Annotated in this window: 22 protein-coding genes and 1 other annotated feature (1 of these 23 running past the window's edge); of the genes, 6 read left to right on the top strand and 16 right to left on the bottom strand. The window is 48.7% G+C overall.

Annotated elements, in window-relative coordinates; all coding sequences use genetic code 11:
* Window positions 1-272, bottom strand: a binding site (T-box leader) (it extends 14 nt beyond the left edge of the window).
* A 110-nt stretch (window positions 273-382) separates the two neighbouring features.
* From tsaD to ACQ5BJ_RS13360, 5 genes are all read right to left on the bottom strand, one after another.
* Window positions 383-1,384, bottom strand: a complete 1,002-nt coding sequence (gene tsaD / locus ACQ5BJ_RS13380; protein ID WP_430113405.1) for a tRNA (adenosine(37)-N6)-threonylcarbamoyltransferase complex transferase subunit TsaD — start codon at window positions 1,382-1,384, stop codon at window positions 383-385.
* A gap of 66 nt (window positions 1,385-1,450) precedes the next feature.
* On the bottom strand, window positions 1,451-1,942 hold the full coding sequence (gene rimI / locus ACQ5BJ_RS13375) for a ribosomal protein S18-alanine N-acetyltransferase (protein ID WP_040735036.1): 492 nt from the start codon (window positions 1,940-1,942) through the stop codon (window positions 1,451-1,453).
* A gap of 96 nt (window positions 1,943-2,038) precedes the next feature.
* Window positions 2,039-2,926, bottom strand: a complete 888-nt coding sequence (gene tsaB, locus ACQ5BJ_RS13370) for a tRNA (adenosine(37)-N6)-threonylcarbamoyltransferase complex dimerization subunit type 1 TsaB (RefSeq protein ID WP_430110585.1) — start codon at window positions 2,924-2,926, stop codon at window positions 2,039-2,041.
* A gap of 3 nt (window positions 2,927-2,929) precedes the next feature.
* Window positions 2,930-3,409, bottom strand: coding sequence for a tRNA (adenosine(37)-N6)-threonylcarbamoyltransferase complex ATPase subunit type 1 TsaE (gene tsaE / locus ACQ5BJ_RS13365; protein ID WP_268622053.1), 480 nt, complete (start codon window positions 3,407-3,409; stop codon window positions 2,930-2,932).
* 237 nt (window positions 3,410-3,646) lie between these two features.
* Window positions 3,647-3,838 (bottom strand): H-type small acid-soluble spore protein, encoded by a 192-nt coding sequence (locus ACQ5BJ_RS13360; RefSeq protein ID WP_040735038.1) that lies wholly within the window; start codon window positions 3,836-3,838, stop codon window positions 3,647-3,649.
* A gap of 214 nt (window positions 3,839-4,052) precedes the next feature.
* Between ACQ5BJ_RS13360 and ACQ5BJ_RS13355 the strand changes: the two genes are divergently transcribed.
* The 3 genes from ACQ5BJ_RS13355 (at window position 4,053) to ligD (ending at window position 7,193) form a co-directional block, all read left to right on the top strand.
* On the top strand, window positions 4,053-5,123 hold the full coding sequence (locus ACQ5BJ_RS13355) for a Ku protein (protein ID WP_005542560.1): 1,071 nt from the start codon (window positions 4,053-4,055) through the stop codon (window positions 5,121-5,123).
* Window positions 5,123-6,088 (top strand): DNA ligase, encoded by a 966-nt coding sequence (locus ACQ5BJ_RS13350; RefSeq protein WP_005542562.1) that lies wholly within the window; start codon window positions 5,123-5,125, stop codon window positions 6,086-6,088. Before ACQ5BJ_RS13355 ends, ACQ5BJ_RS13350 begins: the two co-directional genes overlap by 1 nt.
* Window positions 6,089-6,251: 163 nt before the next feature.
* Entirely contained in the window at window positions 6,252-7,193 is a 942-nt protein-coding gene (gene ligD, locus ACQ5BJ_RS13345; protein WP_430110590.1) for a non-homologous end-joining DNA ligase, read from the top strand.
* Here ligD and cls read toward each other — a convergent pair.
* Entirely contained in the window at window positions 7,176-8,603 is a 1,428-nt protein-coding gene (cls, locus tag ACQ5BJ_RS13340) for a cardiolipin synthase (RefSeq protein ID WP_005542566.1), read from the bottom strand. The two genes, ligD and cls, sit on opposite strands and share 18 nt — an antisense overlap.
* Window positions 8,604-8,787: 184 nt before the next feature.
* Here cls and ACQ5BJ_RS13335 point away from each other — a divergent pair, with 184 nt between their 5' ends.
* The 3 genes from ACQ5BJ_RS13335 to ACQ5BJ_RS13325 all read left to right on the top strand — a co-directional run bounded on the left by ACQ5BJ_RS13335 (window position 8,788) and on the right by ACQ5BJ_RS13325 (window position 12,746).
* Window positions 8,788-10,992 carry a penicillin-binding transpeptidase domain-containing protein gene (locus tag ACQ5BJ_RS13335; RefSeq protein ID WP_430110594.1) on the top strand — a complete coding sequence of 735 codons (2,205 nt, stop codon included), beginning with the start codon at window positions 8,788-8,790 and terminating at the stop codon, window positions 10,990-10,992.
* A gap of 153 nt (window positions 10,993-11,145) precedes the next feature.
* The gene (locus tag ACQ5BJ_RS13330) at window positions 11,146-12,264 is read left to right on the top strand and encodes a peptidoglycan DD-metalloendopeptidase family protein (RefSeq protein ID WP_430110597.1); all 1,119 of its coding nucleotides are present in this window, start codon (window positions 11,146-11,148) and stop codon (window positions 12,262-12,264) included.
* Between the two features lie 38 nt (window positions 12,265-12,302).
* Window positions 12,303-12,746 carry a bactofilin family protein gene (locus ACQ5BJ_RS13325; protein WP_005542573.1) on the top strand — a complete coding sequence of 148 codons (444 nt, stop codon included), beginning with the start codon at window positions 12,303-12,305 and terminating at the stop codon, window positions 12,744-12,746.
* 190 nt (window positions 12,747-12,936) lie between these two features.
* On the opposite strand, the gene ACQ5BJ_RS13320 is transcribed toward ACQ5BJ_RS13325, so the two are convergent.
* From ACQ5BJ_RS13320 to galU, 10 genes are all read right to left on the bottom strand, one after another.
* Entirely contained in the window at window positions 12,937-13,932 is a 996-nt protein-coding gene (locus tag ACQ5BJ_RS13320) for an LCP family protein (protein ID WP_430110601.1), read from the bottom strand.
* Window positions 13,933-14,002: 70 nt separating this feature from the next.
* Window positions 14,003-14,872 carry a dTDP-4-dehydrorhamnose reductase gene (gene rfbD / locus ACQ5BJ_RS13315; protein WP_005542576.1) on the bottom strand — a complete coding sequence of 290 codons (870 nt, stop codon included), beginning with the start codon at window positions 14,870-14,872 and terminating at the stop codon, window positions 14,003-14,005.
* Window positions 14,869-15,459 carry a dTDP-4-dehydrorhamnose 3,5-epimerase gene (gene rfbC / locus ACQ5BJ_RS13310; protein WP_040734809.1) on the bottom strand — a complete coding sequence of 197 codons (591 nt, stop codon included), beginning with the start codon at window positions 15,457-15,459 and terminating at the stop codon, window positions 14,869-14,871. Before rfbC ends, rfbD begins: the two co-directional genes overlap by 4 nt.
* Window positions 15,460-15,564: 105 nt before the next feature.
* Window positions 15,565-17,427, bottom strand: coding sequence for a glycosyl hydrolase family 28-related protein (locus ACQ5BJ_RS13305; RefSeq protein ID WP_430110606.1), 1,863 nt, complete (start codon window positions 17,425-17,427; stop codon window positions 15,565-15,567).
* Between the two features lie 119 nt (window positions 17,428-17,546).
* Entirely contained in the window at window positions 17,547-18,647 is a 1,101-nt protein-coding gene (locus ACQ5BJ_RS13300) for a lipid II:glycine glycyltransferase FemX (RefSeq protein WP_430110609.1), read from the bottom strand.
* Window positions 18,648-18,719: 72 nt separating this feature from the next.
* Window positions 18,720-19,499: a formyltransferase family protein gene (locus tag ACQ5BJ_RS13295; RefSeq protein ID WP_005542584.1), complete on the bottom strand. Its 780-nt coding sequence runs from the start codon at window positions 19,497-19,499 to the stop codon at window positions 18,720-18,722.
* A 21-nt stretch (window positions 19,500-19,520) separates the two neighbouring features.
* A complete protein-coding gene (locus ACQ5BJ_RS13290; protein WP_005542585.1) occupies window positions 19,521-20,123 on the bottom strand; it encodes a sugar transferase in 603 nt (200 codons plus the stop codon).
* A 41-nt stretch (window positions 20,124-20,164) separates the two neighbouring features.
* The gene (locus ACQ5BJ_RS13285; protein ID WP_289356383.1) at window positions 20,165-21,325 is read right to left on the bottom strand and encodes a DegT/DnrJ/EryC1/StrS family aminotransferase; all 1,161 of its coding nucleotides are present in this window, start codon (window positions 21,323-21,325) and stop codon (window positions 20,165-20,167) included.
* Between the two features lie 44 nt (window positions 21,326-21,369).
* On the bottom strand, window positions 21,370-22,716 hold the full coding sequence (locus ACQ5BJ_RS13280) for a UDP-glucose dehydrogenase family protein (RefSeq protein ID WP_430110613.1): 1,347 nt from the start codon (window positions 22,714-22,716) through the stop codon (window positions 21,370-21,372).
* On the bottom strand, window positions 22,713-23,639 hold the full coding sequence (gene galU, locus ACQ5BJ_RS13275; protein ID WP_005542589.1) for a UTP--glucose-1-phosphate uridylyltransferase GalU: 927 nt from the start codon (window positions 23,637-23,639) through the stop codon (window positions 22,713-22,715). The genes ACQ5BJ_RS13280 and galU overlap by 4 nt, the downstream gene beginning before the upstream one ends.
* Window positions 23,640-23,650 lie beyond the last annotated feature (11 nt).

Genomic DNA, 23,650 nt, shown 5'->3' with positions numbered 1-23,650 from the left:
GTGATCTGCCGTGGTACCACTCTAGTTGATGAACTCCATCCTCGCGAAAGATGAAGCTTCATCCGCTTCATGCACATGACGATTCAGAATCAGAACATAACGTCTCAATCCTATCGCCACGCACGCCCTATGACGGGGGCAGCCGTATCCGCGTACTCCATTCCGCCGATCCGCTCACAGGCGAGTTCAGGCTTGCTGCCGCCGCGTCGCACCATTCCCGCAGCTCTCTATAGGCCAGCATATTCCTTACTGCTCCTGATCTTAGCGTTTTACCGTATTTCCCATTCCATGGAAGGATTTAGGTTTGTTGACTATTATATTGCCCTCGCTTCAAATCGTCAATACCTAAATTATCTTCACACATGGATACGGGACATCCCCTTTACACAGACCATGCTTCTAATGAGAACGATGGCTCTGCCTTAAAATCAAGCGGCGTCGATTGAGCATTCTTCCACTTCAAATATGCAGCAGCTCCAATCATTGCCGCATTGTCCGTACAATATTCGAAAGGCGGGATCAGCAATGGAATCCCTTCATCAGCGCAGCGCTCTGTCAATGCAGCCCGCAAGCCGCGATTGGCGGCCACCCCGCCGCACAGCAGAAGCTGCTTCGCACCGTATTGCTTTACGGCTCGCATGGCTTTTTCAATCAGTACATCGATGACAGATAGCTGGAACCCTCGAGCAATTCCAGCATAATTCGGTTGATCACCCTTCATCTTGGCCTGATTGACTGCATTCAATACCGCAGATTTCAACCCGCTGAAGCTGAAATCATATGATTCAGGATCCAGCCATGCACGCGGCATTTCCACCTCTTCCGTTGATTCGACAGCCAAGCGGTCGATATGCGGGCCTCCCGGGTAAGGGAACCCGACGGCCCGCGCTACCTTGTCATAAGCCTCGCCTACTGCATCATCTCTAGTACGTCCGATCACCTGGAACTTGCCCTCTTCCTGCAAAAGCACAAGTTCAGTATGACCACCGGATACAACGAGAGCCATACACGGGTATTCAAGCTCTTCTACCAGCCGATTCGCATAAATATGCCCCGCAATATGGTGAGTGCCAATAAGAGGAATATCCAGCGCCATCGACAGCGACTTAGCGGCAACAACGCCTACAAGCAGTGAACCGACTAAACCTGGACCTTGTGTTACAGCTATAGCGTCCACATCCTCCATGGTAATGCCTGCTTCCTGAACAGCCTGCTCCAGCATGACAGTTATCGTCTCGACATGCTTACGGGAAGCAATCTCGGGGACGACCCCACCGAAGCGGCGATGAACGTCAATTTGACTGGATACCATATTGGACAGCACTTCTCGACCATCGCGAACGATAGCAACCGACGTTTCGTCGCAACTCGTTTCGATAGACATAATCATGCAAGATTCTTTATTAGATTGTATCGTCAATGATTTCACCTGCTTTAATCAGTTAGCGCCTTAGTATTTTGCATAAGGCGCTGTAGGATCCAAGTCTGACCACATAATAAGAGCGTCTTCTTGGTTATCGGAATAATAGCCTTTGCGCACGCCTTGCGAAGTAAAGCCGAATTTAGCGTACAATCGCTGGGCGACATGGTTCGAGACGCGAACCTCAAGCGTCATACGCAGCATGCCAAGCGAATGCGCCAGTTGGACGAGCTCTTGAAGCAAACGCTCGCCAAGCCGCTGTCCGCGATAATCCGGATGCACTGCAATATTTGTAATATGTGCTTCATCTAATACCGTCCACATACCTGCGTAGCCAATGATGCGCTCGCCTGTGGTCATCACAATGTATTTGGCAAATAAATTATTCGTCATCTCATTACGAAAGGCATCCTGCGTCCATGGCAGCGTAAATGAAGCATGCTCAACAGCAAGCACACCTGAAATATCATCAAGCGTCATCCGGCGAAATTGAACATCTTGAGCTTGTTCTGGCTGAGTCATGTGAACATGACCAGACTCCTTCTGACCAGCGTGTTGTGTCGACGAGAAGGATCCTTCCTTCTGTTCCTCAGCTTGTCCCATTCGAAGTACGCTCCTTTACAATTGTTGTATAGCCTTGGCTGCCGCCTGCTCTTTCGCAAGCAGCTTCGCTTCCGCCTCCGTCAATTGCGTGTAGTTCGGCTCCAATCGGTGTGTATCACCGAATTGCCCTTGATGAAATGCCTCCAACCCGATTCGGCCAATCCAATGCGCCTTCATTGTGCAAGACAACGCCTGGATGCGATCTCCGAATTGTTGCTGCAGCGCAGCAATACGTTCCATATGAGGCTCAATTTCTCCAACAAACCATACGCGTTCGGGAATATCAGCCGTTTCGGCATTTTCTGATCCAAGTGCATGAGTTACCTCTTCTGCAACTTGGCTAAATAATCGAATGCCATCCTCATGCACGCGATAGCCGAGCTTCGCATCCTTCTTCGAAGCTTGTCCAAAAGCTCCTGCTCCTGGTTCTACTTCGACAGCGCCTGTCATTGTTCCTGTTCCAAAACGAGCCGTATATACTTGCCCTCTCCGAGCATCTATTAACGGGTACACCCAGTCTTGACCGATATTCAATGTACTCCTCGAAGAAAAATGTTCACGTGCCGTCTCCAATCCGCTAAGCGCTAGCGCATGTAAGCTTGATACGCCTACAACAGGCTTGCCCCACGCCCAAGCGATCGTCTTAGCCGCTGTAACGGAAATCCGCACCCCTGTATAAGAACCTGGACCGATCCCAACAGCAAGTAGAGACACATCGCAATTGTTCCAGCCTCGCTCTTGCAGCATGGATTGGATTGCCGGCACCAGTTTCAAAGAGTGATTTCGCTCCGCTTGAGACTCCATGTGAGCTGCTGTTTGTTGACCATGAAGAAGCGCTAGAGCCATAGATGAAGTAGATGTGTCTAACGCTAACACCTTGTCCTGCTCATGTTGTACTGCCATGATTTATACTCCCATCCGTTTCAATTCATTCACCCATGATACATACGGTTCACCGTACGCGGTCAATCGAATGATACGCTCTTGCTCCCCTTCTGACTGAATGAACAAGTGCAAATGCTGCGGCGGTAAAATCGGGGTAATTATGCTTGACCATTCCACCAATGATACACCCTCGCCATAGAAATATTCATCTAGGCCAAGCTCATCTGCCTCCGCCATTGATATCCGATACACATCCATATGATATAGAGGCAATTTTCCGCCTTCGTATTCCTTAATAATTGTAAAGGTCGGGCTGTTGACGACTTCCGTAATGCCCAGTGCCTTCGCTACAGCCTGTGAGAACCTCGTCTTGCCTGCACCCAAGTCCCCATCAAGTGCGATAACAGTCCCCGCAGCGAACCGTTCAGCCAGCCGGGAAGCAAGCCGTTCCGTATCTGCTTCACTGCTTGAACGGAAGGCGAATTCCGCAATTTGATTCATATAGAGCCTCCATCACGATACATGTAGTAACTAAGTTATCATTATATCATAAATTTCTTATCTCCAACCGCGAACCGCCTTTTGGCAGCCTATGCGATTATCGTGCACGCTCATTGCAGTTGGATCGAAGGCATCAATCATTCACGCTGTTATGCTGTTATATAGAAAAAGACACCTGCTGCCGCAGGCGCCTCCATCATCCTCGAACGATTGTCCATTTATTGTATTCAAAGAACGCTAGTGTTTCTTTTCCTCAACTAAACGATCTACAGATACGGTTTGTGTATTCAAGGGATTCGTACCGACCTGCACCGTAGCCATACTGTTGGCCACATCCACGCTTTCAATCCATACAGATTGCTCCCCATCCAAACGAACGGGCACTGTATCCTTCATCTCCAATATTTGCTTTGCACGGTTGGCATCCATCATCATGCTCCATCCTCCTTCACATTCCATGCCGCAGGCGGCACACTAGCCAAACAGCTGCCTTCTGTTAAGATGGCTCAATTCTTCCTATTTCATGCATGACACACAATGGGTAACGCTTATGCATCTGTCACATACTGAGATCAGAAATTCATCATCCATATGTCATACCTACAATCGAACATCATGGAACACGATGCAAAGGAGGCAGAGCATGCATACGGTATGGAAAGGCGCCATAAGCTTCGGGCTTGTACACGTCCCGGTCAAAATGCATACAGCTACCGAGGATAAGGATATATCCATGCGGATGATTCATAAGGAATGCGGTAGTCCGTTATCCTACGTCCGAACGTGTCCGGTCTGCGACAAAGAAGTAGCCTGGGACGAAATCATCAAGGGATACGAGTATGAGAAAGGAAGATATGTGCTGTTCGACAAAGAGGAGTTGGAACAGCTTCAAGAAGAAGCCAATCGTGCGATATCCATTATTGATTTCGTGGACTTGCAGGAAATTGACCCTGTGTATTATCAAAAAACCTACTACCTCTCCCCTGATCAAGCAGGGGCGAATGCATACCAGCTCCTTAGAGAAGCGCTTAATGAGACGGGGAAAATCGGAATCGCCAAGGTGACCCTTCGAGCCAAAAGCAGTCTTGCAGCGATCCGAGTACTAAACAATTGCCTCGTTATGGAAACCATGTTCTATCCCGATGAAATTCGGTCTTCTTCCCAAGTTCCGAATGTCCCTGAGCAGGTAAAGGTTAATCCGAAGGAGCTCGAAATGGCCAAGCTCCTCATTAGCCAGCTTTCAACCGCTTTCGAGCCTGAAAAATATACCGATGAATATCGGGAGCGTTTACTGGAGCGCATCGGGCAAAAAATTGCAGGAGAGGAAGTTCGCACCGCCCCAGCGGCCCAGCCTACAGCCAATGTCGTTGATTTAATGGCCGCCCTGCAGGCAAGCATTGACGCCATGAAATCTCCTGCACCGATCAGCACCGATACAGGTCATATCCAGACAGCTGCGGAAGAAGCGGCGCCCCGTAAGCGGAGAACAAAACGGAAGCCAGCCGCGGCTCCAGAAGAAACAGCAGTTCAATCCGGTGGACTTGCAGCAGCAGAAGAGACTGCAACTGTTGATGACGCTCCTCGCGGTAGACGCAAGGCACGTAGCACCGCAGCACGTGTTCCTACAAAGCAGGCAGCTAGCGGCGAGGGGACGGAGCCAACAACAAAGCGGCGCAAAAGTACAAAGAAGTCTGCTGACGGTGAGAAATCATAGTGAAGAAGCAGAGTTCGTACGATGTCACTGCAGAGTTTCGTTCTGAGGTCTATCGTCTACCCTCACCTCCTATGTCTCCACTGCTGTCATCCTATATTCCTACAGGAAGTGACTGGACGCATCAGCTTAAATGGGACGGTGTGCGCATTTTGGCATTTTGTTCAGCAGGCAAGGTGGAGCTTTACTCGAAGCGGCTGCTGAACAAAACGAGCATCTATCCGGAAATTACGGAGATGCTTACTCAATGGTCAATTAAGAATCAACTTTCCGTTCTATTGGATGGAGAAGTCGTTGTTCTGGATCCGAAGTCACTGCGTCCGTCCTTTCCGCTTGCGCTTCAGCGGGAACGAACAAGAACAGCGGGAAACGGCCAATTACTGCAAGCTATTTATGTTCTCTTTGATTTACTCGCGCTAAATGGCGAAAACATTCGAGCACTGCCCTACTCTGAACGTTATCAGTTGCTTGCCAATCTGCCTAAGCCTCCTGCAGAACGTTGTTTCGTAACCGATTGCTTCCATGATGGAGAGGCTTTATGGAAATGGATAAACGAGCATGAATGGGAGGGAGTAGTCAGCAAGCGACTGGCCTCTCCATATATAGAGGGAAAACAGCATCGGGATTGGACGAAAAGAAAAAAGGATATCCAGTTGGAAGCCCTGACTATCGGCTATATACGCAAAGATAATCGCCCCTCAAGTATCATTTTGGCAGATGCAAAGGGACAATATATGGGGAGAGCCTCAATTGGATTGGACGAGGTTCGCAGACAGCTTCTCGCAGCTTGGGCCAACAAGCATCCAGCCGTCCAGCCTATCGCACAAGGACTCCCTTCCACCCTATATAAGGAGCACATTATCTGGTACCACCATCCGATTCCCTGTCTCATCGGTGCGCTCGAATATACGGATACAGGCTTACTGCGCCACCCGCGCATTTTAACACTGCCATTGCTTGAATCCTGAGCATTGTTCAAACCACGGCAGATTGTTGTCTCAAATCATGTAAATCGATAAAAAAGCAATGTCCCCTGCTTTCGTGCCATTAAAAGGTGTTGCCTATTCTTAAATCGGTGAATGAAGCTAAGGGGAGCTTATCATTATCGCGATCATCAGGAGGCTGAACAAATTGGGAAAATCGAGGGGGAACACCGGTAGGGCACATACATCCTCTGCAACATTGGATATCGGCGGACATCAAGTTAACATCACGAATCCAGATAAAATACTGTTCCCTGAAATGGGAATAACGAAGGGGCGCTTTATGCAGGAACTCATTCGGCTAAGCCCTTATTTGCTCCCTGCTTGTTCAGGAAGGTTTTTGACTACAATTCGTTATCCGGACGGTGTAAACGGCAAGTTCTTTTATCAAAAAAATGCACCTGAACCGACTCCGCCCTTTGTTCGCACTGCTCTATCCGAGGGCATTTCCTATGTAGTGCTGAATGATATTGCCACACTGCTCTGGCTGGGAAATCTCGCTTGCATCGAATATCATCCCTCCTTGCACAAGGTAGATGATCCGTTGCCATCGGAATGGATTATTGATCTCGATCCTTCCGTTGAGGAAGAGCCCCGCATTATGGAGGCTGCTGTGCTTGTAGGCGAAATGCTGGCGCAGCTAGGACTTCGCTCTGTACCCAAGACTTCCGGCGCAACTGGGGTGCAAATTGTGATTCCAATTGAACACGGACCAACCTTCACCCAATTGAAAGAGCTTGGACATGTGGTAGCTGCTTATTTATGCGAACGGAATCCAGGACTCTTCACAATTGAGCGGTACAAAAAACATCGCGGCACCAACATCTATATTGATTACATGCAGCACGACAAGGGACGGACAATCGCAGCGCCATACACCCCGCGCGCAACACGGTACGCCTCAGTTTCCATGCCGCTGACATGGGAGGAGGTAAGGCTCGATCCGAAGCCGCGCGATTTCCACTTGCTAAATGCCGTTGATCGCCTGAACACAACAGGCGATCTTATTCAGCTTGAGCCCAAACAACGCATTGAACCCGTCCTTGCTGCCCTATCGAATCAAATTGCTGCTCTACAAAAGCGGAGATAGCAGCCGGGCCAATGCCTCGGCTGCCCGCTGCCCGCGAGATCGATGGACAAATTTGGAATAATCAATTTCAACGCTATCGTCAAAGTCACGGTAAAAATCCTGTTCCAAGCGATCAATTGCCTGCTTGTCGAACAGTACCGCATTTAACTCAAAGTTACTAAAGAAACTGCGCATATCCAGATTAGCGGTTCCAACCGAAGCTAATGCTCTATCCATAATGAATGCCTTCGCATGGGCAAAGCCTTTCTGATATTGATAGAACCGAACCCCAGATTGCATAAGCTCCTCCACGTAGGATAATGAACCCCAATCAACGATGCGGGAATCCGATTTTCCAGGAATAATAATGCGTACATCGATGCCGCTCACTGCTGCGGTCTTGAGCGCAAGTCGTATGCTTGTATCAGGGATAAAATAAGGGGTAATGATCCATATCCGTTCCCTTGCAGAGCTTACTGCCCCGAAGAACAACTCTTGAATCGCATCCCAGCTTGCATCTGGCCCACTCGAAATCATTTTCACCTGCTCACGGCCTTGGCAGACATGCTCTGGAAACAGATCCTTCCGATCAGAAGGAGGCTCCTTTACAAAGGACCAATCGTGCAAAAATACGGCCTGCAGCGCATAGACTCCGTCCCCTTCCACACACAAATGCGTATCTCGCCAAAATCCCAGCTTGTGGTTCAGTCCCAAGTAATCGTCACCGATATTAATTCCGCCAACGAAACCAATCGCCCCGTCAATCACGACAATTTTACGATGATTCCGATAATTGAGCCTGCGCCGGAAAAAGGATACCCATACAGGAAGGAACCAATGGAATTCTACGCCTGCTTGCTGAAGCTTGCGAACATATTTGCGGCGCAGCTCGATGCTCCCCACCCCGTCCGCAATGATGCGAACCTTGACGCCTTCTTTCGCCTTGGCAATGAGTGCCTCTTGGAACTTCGTGCCGATGGCGTCATCCCGTATAATATAAAATTCCATATGTATATGACGCTTTGCCCCACGAATTGCTGCCAGCATAGACTCGAAAGCAGCCTGTCCATTCGTTAGCACCTCCGCCGTATTGCAGCCTGTTATCGGACTTGCCGACAGGGATGATATTAGTGAAAACAAGCGCTCATGCTGAAGCATTTCGGGATTGTTCAATTCTTGAACATGATGGATCACGCTAATCTCAGGCAGTTCGCTTCTATTGACGTATTCCCCCCACGTTTCATGCTTGCGCACACGTCTTCGAGCTGTATATTCCTGTGCAAGGAAGTAATACATTACGAAGCCAATTAAAGGGAAACAAAACAGTATTAAGAGCCAGGCAAGCGCCTTAGACGGATGCTTGTATTCTGAGAGCACAATCGTCACAATTTGGAATAAATAAACAAGCAATATAACGACGATCCATATCATGAATGCGTGTAACCTCCATAATGTGACCTCTTCTATTTATATCATAATTCATTGCAATACCCATTGTTAGGTTGTTGACGTAGACTGCACCGCGCTTTTCCTCCGTTCACTCTTGTACAAATACCGCGCTCCATGTACAGTAAATATTACCACCCCAACACTAGCTACGGAGGATCATTCGATCATGAACCGCAGAATTCGATTGCGCGTGCTTGCACTAGGTATGATCATGGTATTTGTCTTTCTCGTCTTAATCATACGCACGTTCTGGATTCAAGTTATCAACTATGATTTCTATATGGAGCACAATGTAAAGACATGGGCACGCAGCGAAGTGCTTCTGGCCAAGCGAGGCACGATTTATGATCGGAATCACAAGCCGCTTGCCCTTGAAGCTTCTGCCTATAACTTAGTCGTATTTCCACAGGAAATCGAAAAATTGAAGCAGCAGGTTCGTGTAGCTGACGGACTGCATCAATTAATAGGAAAGCCTGTCCCGGAGCTTAATGATTTGATCAGTCGAACGAAGCAGCGTCAGGTCGAAGTACGTACGGAAGGCTGGCTCATGGACTATTCGAAGCTCGATGAATTTCGTAATCTTTTCGGGAAAGAGCTGGATTACGGCGATTGGCTTCATTTTCCTGATTATGGGATTGGATTATTGAAATCCTCTAAACGATACTACCCCTATAATCAACTCGCAGCCCATGTACTTGGTTATATTAATAAAGAAGGACAAGCTGTATCCGGCATAGAAGGCAAATTCGATAACCAGTTGCAAGGCGTTAACGGTCAGGCCGCATTTCTTAGAGATAATCGCGGCAACCCCATTGCACTGTCAAGCAGTTCAATTACCCCGCCTATTGACGGGCAATCGGTTACCCTTACGATCGATATTGAAATCCAGCGCTTCGTTGACGAGGCCATGAATCGCGTCATGAAGCAATGGCAGCCTGCTAGGGCAATGGCTGTCGTCATGGATCCGCACACGATGGAAGTGCTAGCTATGTCCTCAAAGCCCGATTTCAATCCGAATCGGTACTGGAATATACCCAATATTGGCGCGCTGACGAACAACACCTTGCATTTCGGATACGAGCCTGGTTCGACATTCAAAATCGTTACGCTAGCCGCAGCAATTGAAGAAGGTGTATTCCGGCCAGAGGATACGTTTGTCTCTGGCTTCATTAAGGTTCCCGGCAACATCATTCATGATGTAAAGCGCGATGGCTGGGGAACGATCAGCTATCAGCAGGGATTGGAGAAATCAAGTAACGTCGCCTTCGTCAAGCTCGGACTAGAGAAGCTCGGTAAGGAGAAGCTGTTCAACTATATCGACCGCTTCGGATTCACACATCCAACAGGCATTGAGCTAAATGGAGAGGCAGCGCCGCTTATCCGTTTCGAACGTCCCTCCGAGGTGGCAACCGCGACATTCGGGCAAGGCGGTGTACGCGTAAATACAATTCAGCTCGCTGCTGCTTATGCAAGCATTGCAAATGGCGGGAAATGGTTGCAAACGCGTATTGTGAAGGAAGCCCCCACTTCTCCCGAAACTTCAGAGCACCAAGTCGTTACCCCTGCAACAGCGAAGGAAGTCACAGAACGCTTAGAGCAGGTTATTCTGAAAGGTACGGGCAAGCCAGCCATTATTGACGGTTATCGGGTAGCCGGCAAAACCGGTACTGCACAAAAACCAGCCAAACGCGGTTACAAAAAAGGGAATTGGCTGATTTCATTCGTTGGCTACGCGCCTGCCGATAATCCGAAGGCTGTTGTAGCCATTGTCGTAGATGAGCCGGATCTTGGAGGCGATTTCACATTAGGCGGTCAGGTAGCTATGCCAGCCTTCCGTTCTATCATGCTCAGTACGCTTCAATATATGGGAATTAAGCCCGATCCAAATTTGCTCGCTTCGAACGCAGGAGCTTCAAAAACTTCAGTAAAGAACAGCAGCAAAGTAGATGCGAAGAATACGGCTATCGTAGGCAATTATGTTTTGAAGCCAGTAAAAGAATCAGCAGAGGCAATAAAGGATAAGCGTCTGCAGCCCGTTATTCTTGGGAAAGGAACAAAGGTGCTTGAACAATTCCCTCAGCAAGGCGAAGAACGGTATGAACAGCAGCCTGTCTATTTGCTGACTAGCCAGGAGAAAGATATTCCTCTCCCTTCACTAACCGGACAGTCTCTGCGCGATGCGCTGACAATCTGCCAACTGCTTGATCGCAAAACCACCATTATTGGGGAAGGTTATGTTGCCAAGCAAGTAGAAAATACCGCTGGCGGACAACGTTCTGTCACACTCTATCTGCAGTCTGGAAGCTATCGCAATCAACAGCAAGGGTCTACTTCCTCTTTAAATTCGGCTTCAAACGAAGGAAGAGAATGAGTGCCACACCCACGAAAAAAGGTATGTTTTGAGGAATCATTGAATAGAGTTCAATAGACAACTTTCTTACCAAACCTATGAATGGTGAACAATCCATGGGTTCCCATTTCGGGGTATGTGCTTTGAAGACGCAACTTAAGTCGAGGTGATAGGATGAAACGGCATTGGTGGAATGGATCGATGACACTGCTTGTCATTCGTGATGCAGATCAGGCAGTGAAGCAGGTCAATGTATCGAAGATGCTTGTTGTCTCCGTCCCGATTGCAGCAATCATGTCGATAACTGGACTCTTTATGGCTATGCAATGGAAATCTACTGCACAAATTCAAGAGCTTCAGGGGCAAGTAACGACGCAGACTATGGCCTTGGATGTCACGGTTAAGGATAAGGATGAGGCCATTCGTCTTCTGAAAAATGAAGTCATTCGCTTGTCCACTCAAGCCGAATCCGTCAAAGATCAGCTTGAACAAATGAGTGCCCTGGAGAAGCAACTGCAGCAGTTCGTTGAAGGCTATATTGCACCTCCTGGCGAACAGAGGAACTCGGCCATGTTGTCCGCCCCTGCCCAGGCTCCTGCGTGGAATGAACGCAATCAGGTTGGCGGCGAAGACATCGAAGCCAACACCGATCAGATTTTACAACTGGCGAACCGTTCGCGCATCGACTTGCAGCAGATTAGTGAAATGCTGAATACGATGCAGCGCTCTGTTCCGACTACCCTCATGCAAGCGAAGAACAGGCAGACGACAATCGCGGGGACGCCGTCCATCTGGCCGACGAAGTCACGCCGCATTACTTCAAATTTCGGCTACCGCCAAGATCCTATACATGGCCGAGCCGCATTCCATGCGGGACTCGACATCGGCGGCGAGCTGGGCGACCCCGTCTATGCCGCAGCTGACGGCAAAGTCATCGAAGCTGGATTCCAGCCGGCACGCGGTAACTACATCATTATCCGCCATGTTAATCAACTGGACACCTGGTATATGCATCTGCAGTCTATTTTGGTTGATGTGAACGACACAGTGGCCAAAGGAGATGCGATTGCCAAGCTCGGGAATACCGGGCGGAGCACAGGGCCACATCTACATTTTCAAATCGTTCAGCGCGGTGAGCCAATCGATCCCTTCCCCTACGTACGCAACGCTCTGAATGAGAATGCAAATTCGAAAAAATTACTCCCCTCTCCACTTATTCGCACCCGACGTTCAACGGAACCATTAACGTCTCTCAGCACTCGTGCCGAAACATATCCGATGCATCAAACCTAGCTTCTCATTTTGATTTAAATCAAGGAGGTTATGCAAGCATGAGCATGCTCCGTCGCTCAACACAACCGAAGCACAGTGACACATTTATTGCGCATGGGACTCAATTGGAAGGTGTGATTCGCTGCGAGGCGAACATCCGAATCGACGGCAAGTTCACGGGAGAAGTAACCTGCAGCGGAACAATAACGATTGGAGAGCATGGAGAGGCGCACTCTACGCTTACCGCTAGTCACATTGTCGTTGCAGGCAGCGTAGTTGGCGATATCCACGCCAACGGTAAGTTGGTAATTGCCTCGACTGGGCAAGTATGCGGCAATTGTCTATCCGAAGTGTTATTAATCGAGGAAGGCGGGATGTTAAACGGAACAAGCCTTATGGAACGTTCTTCCGGAGGTGGTGCCAATAAGAAGGACAGTAAAGGAAGTCAACAGGAAGCGGCCAAAGTATCTGAACATAAAGAAGGCGAGAAGCAAGCGGGATAACCGCTTGCTTCTCTTCAATATATAGAGGAGAAGGAGTTAACGGAGGCAAAATCCAGCCCCTGAAGGGCCGGTTACTGATAGAGAACTAATGAATTCACCCATAGAAACAGGGGGATAAATGGAAGCTACACGCTGGAATCGATGTATGTTCAGTGTAGCATCTGCAGTATTGCCTTATGTAATCATATGCTCAACTCCCCAATTGATTGCGTAACGATTCAGCCAATTTCTTCAATTGAGCCTCCTTAGGGATAAAAAAGTAAATTCCGTTTATCATCCTGCCTTCCCCCTGCAGCACGTGCTGTTCAACTTGCTGCAATTGCGGCCTGTAATGCACCATCAACTCCTGCCAATCGTCAAATTGCAAATTCGTACGAAAATTATCCTTCAACTGTTCGAGCAAATCCATCCACCGGGAAGCCGATCCGAGTTGAGCGGATTTGCTAAGCAGCGCTTGCAGCACCTGCCGCTGCCGTTGCATACGGCCAAAATCGCCATTTGGATCCTGCTTGCGCATCCGAACATAGACCAGCGCTTCCTTCCCTTTCAATGTTACCTTCCCCTGTGGGATAGATATTCCATCTTCTATAAAAGGGTGACTGTTCTCCACTTCGATGCCGCCCAGCAAATCAATCATCGATGCAAAGCCGTTCATATTTGTCTTTACATAATAATGAACAGGCACCTTCATGAGCTGTTCCACCGTTGCCACTGTCATGGGCACCCCGCCAAATGCGTAAGCGTGATTGATTTTATCAACGGTATGATGGCCTACAATTTCCGTCCTTGTATCACGAGGAATACTAAGCAAAGACAGCGTCCCGCTGCGCGGCTGAACGAGAACGAGAGCCAGTGAGTCTGATCTTCCCTTGTCTCCTGGCCGCTCATCCGTACCAATCAGAAGCAGTGTAAAGGGGGGCTGTTCCGCTAAATTCGGCTGACGATGATCTGTCGGCGCCGTCACTGCCTGATTCTTCTTCTCTACAATAGGTGTGATGAAAGAGAAGGACTGCTGCTTCGGCATGTTCCCTTCCATCTTGTTTGGAAGCGGCTCATACATGGCATCGGCCGCTCCCTTCAACATATGCCATATGATAAGAAGGAATGCTGCAGCAACTAAAATCAATATTCCAAGCAAGATAAGAACTACCTTGTGCCATCTTCGCAGCCGTTTATTTATCTGCATCAGCCTAGCCCCTTCCAACCATCTTTCCAGCTATATTCAATGTGTCCCCTTGGGCAATTCCATACTTTACTTACTGCTCAGGTTGGGTATCCTTCTGCAAAAAATGCCGTAACCCCTCATTCCAATGCCTAAGAGGAGAAAATCCATTCAGTCTCAATGCTAGCGGCTCCAGCACCGAATATTTTGGTCTGCGGGCAGGTCGCGGGAACTCAGAGGTTGGCACCGCACGTACGACAGCATTCAGCCCTGCCTCCTTAATAATCGCAGCGGCAAATTCATGCCATGAGCAGCTTCCACTGTTCGTAATGTGATAGGTTCCATATTTGCTAGTGAAGAGCAGTTCAACAATCTTCTCCGCCAAATCAAGCGCATATGTTGGCGCCCCCACCTGGTCATGGACAACTTGCAGCACCTGTTCCGTACTTGCCTTCCTTATAATCGCCTTGACAAAGTTGTCTCCGTAAATGCCGAATACCCAAGAGGTGCGTATAATAAAAGCGGCTGAATGGTGATTCCGTACGAATCGCTCGCCTTCCCACTTCGAACGCCCATATACATTGATTGGTCGAACAGGATGGAATTCGTTGTACGGGCTATCACTTTTTCCATCGAACACGTAGTCTGTACTGATATATACTAGTGCGGCCCCGATACGGCTGGCCGCTACAGCCACATTGCGCGTACCAAAGGCATTCACGCGATATGCCTGATCGGGATCGGACTCGGCCATATCCACCTTCGTATATGCACCGGCGTGAATAACATGAGTCGGGCGAACTGTTTCCATCACCTTCATCACTTGTTCTTCATCCGTTACATCCATGTCACCGTGTCCATAACCGACTGCTGGAATGCCTTGGCGATGCAGCACGATCAACATTTCCATCCCGAACTGTCCGCCCGCTCCTGTAACCAGCACCTTCATATCTTCCTTGTTCATTCGGCAGCACCACCTTTATCGCGAGCATGCAAGGCTGATAACCCGCTAGGGAGCTTAGCGTCGTTCAATAACGGATGCTTGCCATCCTTCTCAGACAAGATGGGCTCATTTACAGGCCAGGCAATATGGATTGCAGGATCATTCCATGCTATGCCTCGGTCGGATGCCGCATGATAAGGAGCGTCCACCTTGTACAGCACTTCGGTGTTCGGAACAAGGGTACAGAATCCGTGTGCGAAGCCTTGAGGTATAAGGAGCTGACGATGATTGGACGCACTTAAGATGACGCCAACCCACTGTCCGAAAGTTGGTGAGCCTTGGCGAATATCCACTGCGACATCATAGATAGCCCCCGCAACGACTCGCACCAGCTTCGTTTGCGCATACGGCTCCAATTGATAGTGCAAGCCGCGAAGTGTGCCCGCTCTTACGGACAAGGAGTGGTTATCCTGCACAAACGAATAATCTACGCCTAGCTGCCTCCACTTATCGGCATGGTAGCTTTCCATAAAGAAGCCTCGTTCGTCTTCAAACACTGTCGGTTCTATTAAAAGCACTTCAGATAAAGCTGTCTGACTGACTTTCATGAACACACCCCATTCCAGAGCAATAAGGAGCCACTGAAGCGGCTCCTTGCATATTATGGCGGGCCTGCGATCTGATCATGAAGAATGGAGCTGTGAACATTGGAATTAGAACGGCGTAGTCTGTATGATCGGTGTATTGCCCTGCGCGACCATCGTTTTGCCGCTAAGAAGAGGAGAGTTGGAAACAATCGAGTTATTTTGCCAATACAGCTGTGTTGCCGCATTGTCGTACGTTCCTGGACTGTATAACAGCAATCCGGTATACATTTTCGCCGGTATTCGATCATCTGAAATGGAGTTGTTGCGTACATAGCAGGAAATGAAGGAACGATTGCCATACAATGCAATGCCAGAACTATAGCCAGAATTGCCATTATATAAGGAACCAGGATTCACAATTGTATTGCGCTCCACAATCACACCAGATTGAGGCCCGAGTATGCTCCATGATATGCCGTTCGCATAAGCGTTGCGAATAAAGTTATTTGCGATGAGGAGACCATCTACATTCGTCCCGCTTCCGTACAAGGCTAAGTCAATGCCCGCAGCATGCTGATTCGTTGTCATGTAACCGTTGCCGGGATTTACGAAATCAATTGTATTGCTTCGTATGACGATGTTACTCCATTTATATGTGCTCGGATTATAAAACTGAACGCCTGATGCCTGTTCATCCGGGACGTAGTTTCCTCCGCCTGCGGCGTGCACGCGGATATAGTTGTTCTCAATTGTTAAGTTCGAAATATTGCCGTTCACTGCCCATAAGCTCATGCCGAATATCGTATCCAGCATTTGATTGTTTGTAAGCAATGAATCTCGATTCTCTTCATTGGGATTCGTTTCTGTTGCATACAATATTCCCGTTCGATACTTCTTTATTACATTGCCCTTTACCGTCTTCGTAGTACCATGAACTTCGATCGCCGTGTTCGCCCCAGACCCAGTTGCTTCAAACTGGTTATTCGCAACCGTAGAATTGTCTCCGACAATATAAATCGCGGAAGTATCAAAGAACAGATTGGTATTCGCCCCCATCTGCAAGAAGGAACTATTCGTAACCGTTACATTGGATACCGCATTCAACATTAATGATTGGACAGCAAGGCTGTTTTTTATCGTGATAGAGTCAATTTTTACCGTTTCCCCTGTTGTCATCTGAACTTCGATTCGTGCATCCGTCGCATAATCAGGAGTACCGGTTCGCGGATTGTTCGCACTATTCGAATCAATCGTGAGACTCGTTACGGAAATATTGCTGACCGGAGCCGTATATTCAAAAATACTCTTATACGTCCCGATTTGATTAGCAACCTTAACGATGCCTTTCCCGGACAAGGATACGTTTCCATTCAACCATACAAAATTCTTCTTGGGGGCCGTCATCGTTCCGAGGATGTAGTAACGTCCTTCCGAAAAGATCACGGTCCCTCCCTTTGACAACTGGCCGGCGAAATTAACTGCCGCTTGAATGGAAGGACGGTCGTCTGCAACAGCATCGCCTTTTGCCCCAAACCACTCTGGATATACATGTTTCACATTTTTAGCCTGGCCGACTGCGGTTCCTGTACCGCTGAATATTTGGTATAAGCCTGCTTTGAGCGAGCCATCTATGCGAAGAATAACTCCTGTGCTGGTCAGTATGCGGGCATTTTCACCAAATACAAGGGTTGTATTCTCACCGAAGCTTAAGCTGCTCTTCAACACATATGTGCCCGTCGGGAAGTAAATCGACCCTGTCAGCTTACTCGCATTAACTAATGCCTCTGTATCATCCTTCACTCCGTCACCGACTGCACCGAACTTCTTCACACTAACGCCTTGCGCCTTTGGTGTTTGCGGCGTTGGATTAGCAGCTGCCAATACACTCGTCGTCTGGGCGCTGCCCACCACAAAGAATGACGAGAATACTAGCATGCATGCTATGAGCGCAAACCTCCACTTCCAAATGCGCGTTGATGTCCCCTGCATTGCACACCCCTTCTTCTAAGCATCTGGATTCTCTATTAATTTGAAATAGAGTTTATGCTTCCTCTATCGTATGCACGAGTAAGCCAAATGGAATTAGTTGATTAGCCTTTCACAAGTAGTTACCCAATGCACCGTATGCTGTACGAAGGAAGCATGCTCTTCAGTGAAGGATGTCGGTATGCAGGAAAATAATCCTCGGGGACTGAACTGGGGAGCATGCGAAGTAATGCATCATAGATTTCGTGGTTTATAATTCTTCGACCAATATAAAAATCGGTACTGCTTCGCGCGTTAAAATTTTGCTTAAATCGAAACAGCCCGTCATTGCCCGTATAACCGCCGCCTAAATGAAGCTTCTTGCAGCCTTGGGCAGCCGCCCATGCAGCAGCTTCATGAATGAGCAGATTGACTGGCGAGTCCCGCAGCTTGTCGCGATCAGATCCCATGAGATGATAGTGGGCATAGTCTCCCTTGTATAAAAATAGACTCGACGCAACAACGCCCTCTTCATCGCGAACTTCCATCAAGGTATAGTTTCCTTGCAAATAACGTACGGTATTATAGAAAAAATCATCATTGAAATAATAGTAGGACAGGGCTTGCTTCTTATCCATTGTAGCCTTGTACAGACTTATGAATTTTTCCAGACCTTCCTCTCCTGCTGTTGTGACGGTAAATCCCTTTCTGAGCGCATGTCTGATGCGATTGCGATTTCCCTTCGTATAAGCTGCAATACGCTCCTCTTCCGGTTGTGTTAGATCCATGCATATCGTATTGCGAATCCACTGCGGGGATACGGATGTATAATCGTTCCACCCTTCCAGCAGCGGATGGAATCGAACGAATTCCGTAATAATATGCTGTTCTCGGCAGCATCTCTCGAACTCTTGATCAAAGGCTTGAAATAATCGTGCTCGCTTCTGGGGCTCTGTGGCATTGCATAGTGGACCTCCATAACCATAAGCTGTCGAAATATCGTAGAGTGGGTTATCCCATCCTTGCGCCTGCAGCCACGGCAATTCTGTAATGGTCCTCATGAGATACGGATAGCATATCATTCCATCATCGTCTTCATAGACGAATAGAATCGCCTTCCCATCGCCATTATATTCATAGATTCTCAGATAGTCCGCTAAATAATACACATCTGCACAAGGCATCTGACGTATGATTTGATTCCATTCGTCTGCTTGAGAGAGATCATAGCAACGTACATTCATGACCGTTCATTCCCTTCGTTATCATGCAATAAGCCGATTCAAAAATTCGAAGAAGCTACGCCATGTCCAAAATTAGTTGTCGCTCCCGCTCGCAACCTGCAAGGTGACATCGCCATATGGTGTTTTTATGTAGGCAGGGGTATGGCCTGGGAAATGGAAAGCACGAACCGTGTTCCATAGCTCGTTCGGATTTGCCCCCTGCTTAATTTCTTTATAGTTCTGAATCTGATTCTTGTAATATGTCTTGACACTGATCCCCAGTTCCTTTGCTACTTCGGTCTGAGGACAAGAAGGAGCTGTCCCCTCCACAATTGAGGGCAGCCATTGCCTGATCAGCTCTAGACCCAATTCATTGGCTCGGCAAAACAAATCATATGCCGTATGGTGCGGCTCGATCGGAAACCTCCGCACATCAATAATGTTGCCAGAGTCAATGCCATCGTCCATCCAATGTAAGCTCGTACCGAACTGCTGCCGATTCTCTAGAATAGCCATGATGTTACACATAGCTCCGCGCATTTCGGGAAGGGGAGCTCCGTGTAAGTTCACGACGCCATATCGGAATCTTGCAATATGCTCGCTGCGCAGCAGCTCATGAAATCGAACACTAAGACCGATATCGGCTTCGAGACGCAGTATATCGTCCAATGTCAGCAGTGGAATGCCAAGTGTCGGCGCCACTTGCTGCATATCCTCGTCTCCGATGGCTGCGCGCCATGCGGACATCGGGGCACGGCTGCACACAACACCTATAATATGTACATCCTCCCTTGCCATCAGCCAGCGCAAGCATTGAACTGATACCCCAATGCTTCCAAAAATAATAAGCCTCTTTTTCAATCTATCTTCCAATGCGAATCCCCCTTTCAGCGACTATCCGCTTATTTTGCGTTCCACATCCAGATCCGGCTCTGCCGAGCTCGTGCAAACCGCGACATCCTTTCTCAACAGCACAATTCGGATTGTCTTCAACAGAATAATGATATCCAGCCAGATGCTCCAGTGCTCTACATACTGCACATCCAATTGGAACCTTTCTTGGAACGGCAAATAGTTTCGCCCAGACACCTGAGCAAGTCCTGTTATCCCTGGACGAACGAGAAATCTCTTTTTCTCCCAATCCGCGTAATACGGATTGTATTTCATAAGCAATGGACGGGGACCAATCAGGCTCATCTCCCCACGCAGCACATTACATAATTGCGGAAGCTCATCAAGACTTGTCTTGCGCAGCCACAATCCGAAAGGCGTCAATCGCTGAGCGTCTGGAAGCAGCTCTCCATTGCTGTCTCTAGCATCTGTCATCGTGCGGAACTTCCATAAATGAAAGGGCTGCATATTCAGCCCTGGCCGCTGCTGCTTAAATAGTACGGGCGAGCCCAGCTTCGTCTTTACCAACATAGCAACGATGAGCATGACAGGGCATAGTAAGGTAATAAGAATCAGTGAAGCCACAATATCCAGTAATCGCTTCATGAATATTTCTTCTCCTCTGTACGGTGCGAATGGTTTCTTCGCTAGGATTTGAGTTCAGCATAATTACCCTGCAGAATGTGAACGACAGCCTCAATTACACGCTGCTGATCAGCTTCAAGCAAGTCTGCTCCGGAAGGCAGACAAACCCCCTCTACGAATAGACGTTCGGACACAGATTCATCTTCTTGATGGGGATAATAGCGGCAATCCGCGAACAACGGCTGCAGATGGAGCGGCTTCCATACGACCCGTGATTCAATCTGTTGCTCAGATAATTGCTTCACGACATCAGCAGCTGTGATCCCTGTATTTGCATCAATGGTAAGCGCTGTTAGCCAATGCGTTGACCAACCCTTTGCATGCTCCGGCATCATTGAGATCCCTGCTGCGGAGTCAAATGCTTGCTGATAACGGTGATAAATCGCCCGCCGCTTCTGAATGAATTGCTGCAAGAACGGAACCTGAGATCGGCCCATAGCGGCGGCAAGGCTGCTCATCTGGTAGTTGTAGCCCATCTCACTATGCTGATAGTGGGGCGCACGATCCTTGGCTTGCGATGCATAGAATCTTGCCTTTTGCAGTGCCTCGATGTCATCTGATACGAGCATGCCGCCGCCAGCTGTCGTAATCATTTTGTTGCAGTTGAATGACAAGGCGGCAAATTGGCCGAATGACCCGCTCGGAGCATTTAAATAAGTGGCTCCTAGCGATTCCGCCGCATCTTCAATGATGGGAACCCCATACTGTGAGCACAGCTTGACGATTGGTTCATAATCCGCACTCTGTCCATACAAGTTGACAACAATGACAGCTTTCGGCAGCCGCCCTTCAGCTTCTGCCTCTAGCAAGGCGCGCTCAAGCGCGATCGGAGACATATTCCACGTCGCAGGCTCTGAATCAATGAACACAGGGGTAGCCCCTAAGTATCTGATCGGATTCGCACTGGCTACGAACGTAAGCGACGAGCAGAACACCTCATCCCCAGGCGTAACTCCGATTAATCTTAGCGCGAGATGAATGGCTGCCGTGCCCGAATTCACAGCGACACCAGCTCGTGTCCCGGTAAGATGCGCAATTTCCTGCTCGAACAGGCGGACAGTTTCACTAAAGGGAAGGATACCTTGGCTGTGCATCATTTGGCCGATCCACTGCATTTCGTAACCGCTTAAAGAGGGGGAAGAAAGGTAAATAGGCATCCCCATATCATAATCACCTTCCTTTTTGAATTTTACCGATTGCTGCTTGATTAAATGACGACTTCGTGCCTGATCATTTCTCCCCAGCTAACAGCGGGTCTGCCGATTGCAAAGTACTGAAACCCATGCTCCTCCATCTTTAATGGATTCATACAATTGCGGCCATCGACGACAAGCGGATATTTCATGAGCGCACGTATCATTTCCAGATCGGCTTGTTTAATTTCATCCCATTCTGTCACTATGATTGCTGCGTCACAGTTCGTGACAGCCGCGTACACATCTCGATGATAGTGCGGTGAATCGCCAAGATGCAGCCGCGCCTCCTGCTCGGCAATCGGGTCGTATGTATGAACAATCGCTCCCTGCCGCTCCAGGAGTGGAATAATGGTTAAGGACGGAGCTTCACGCATGTCATTTGTATTCGGCTTGAATGCTAATCCGAGCACACAGATATGTTTGCCTCTCAGCATTCCCAGTTCATGCTTCAGCCGCTCCACCACTCGCAAACGCTGCTTCTCATTGGTTTCAATTACTGCATGAAGAATCGGGAATTCGCATTCCGCATGCTTCGCCATATACCGCAGCGCATAGGTATCCTTCGGGAAGCAGGAGCCTCCATATCCGATTCCGGCCTGTAGGAATTTACCGCCGATTCGACTATCTAATCCCATTCCATGCGCTACTTCTTGAACATCGGCGCCCATCTTCTCGCATAAGTTCGCGATTGAATTAATGTAAGAGATCTTCATCGCCAAAAAGGCGTTGGAAGCATACTTGATCATCTCTGCACTTTCCAGTGACGTGCGCAGCACAACGGTCCCGAAAGGCTCATGCAGGCTCTCGATCATGCGGGAAGCGCAATCGCTGTCCGAGCCAATAATCGCCCTTTCCATGTTCAAGCAATCATGAACCGCCGAGCCTTCTCGCAAAAATTCGGGGTTCGAAACAACATCGAATGTAAAATCAGCAGCGGCCTGATGTCGAATGAGATCGGCTAACATGCGCCCCGTGCCAACAGGGACTGTGCTTTTGGTGACGATGATTTTGTAGCCGCGGCTATAACGGGCAATCATGGCAGCAGCATCTCGGACATAGGTTAAGTCAGCTTCTCCACTGTCGCTCATCGGGGTGCCTACAGCGATAAAGATGACATCCGCCTGTAGGATCGCTTCCTGAGTATTGAATGTAAAGCTCAATCTCCCCGCCTCGACGGTCTCCCTGACGAGCCCATCGAGACCCGGCTCATAAATAGGAATTTCCCCTCGCTGCAGCATGGCAATCTTCTGCTCATCAATATCGCAGCACACGACACGATGACCGACATGAGCGAAGCACACCCCCGACACAAGCCCAACATACCCCGTACCCACAACGGCAATAGAACGTCCATTCATCCCGTGACAACCTCCTTACCCTTCTCCGAGCCAACTTCCTTCAGCCATTCATAACGCTCGACGATGTGATGCAAATAAGCGTATATGCTCGCTTGCAAGTCTGGACGCTGCAAAGCAAAATCAATCGTCGCTTGCAAGAAGCCCAATTTATCTCCAATATCATAGCGAATGCCTTCAAATTCATAAGCGAGCACGGTCTGTGAATCATGCAAGCGCCGAATTGCATCCGTCAGCTGAATTTCTCCACCTGCCCCAGGAGACTGTGTAGCGAGAATATCGAAGATTTCCGGGGTCAAAATATAACGCCCCATCATCGCAAAATTAGATGGAGAATCCTGCAGCGCAGGCTTTTCAATGAAGGACTTCGCCTGCAAGACATGCGGCCCTAATAATGCCCCCGACGGCTCAACAATTCCGTACTTATGGACATCCGCATCCGCGACCCATTGAACGCCAACAACAGGCGATTGGAATTGGTCATACACCTCGATTAACTGCTTCGTACACGGAATGCTCGACTGCACAATATCATCGCCCAGCAATACCGCAAATGGTTCATTGCCAATGAAGGATCGGGCGCAATAGATCGCATGTCCAAGCCCCCGTGGTTCTTTTTGGCGAATATAGTGGATATGAGCTAATTCCGATATCGCTTGGATCTGTTCCAGTGCTCGCAGCTTTCCCTTGGAAGCTAAATTATCTTCAAGCTCGTATGTCTTATCGAAGTGATCCTCGATGGCGCGTTTGCCGCGTCCGCTAATAATTAAGATGTCTTCGATTCCAGCCGCTGTAGCCTCTTCAACGATATATTGAATCGTCGGCTTATCTACAATAGGCATCATCTCTTTAGGCTGCGCCTTGGTGGCGGGCAAGAACCGTGTTCCAAGACCTGCTGCGGGAATTATCGCCTTTCGAATTCGCATTGCTTACTCCT

Origin of the sequence: Paenibacillus sp. B1-35 (assembly GCF_050474385.1) — a bacterium.
In the GTDB taxonomy this organism is placed as follows: domain Bacteria; phylum Bacillota; class Bacilli; order Paenibacillales; family Paenibacillaceae; genus Paenibacillus_B; species Paenibacillus_B alvei.
The sequence above is the reverse complement of the archived record's forward strand: the minus strand, read 5'-3'. Positions and strand labels throughout refer to the sequence as shown.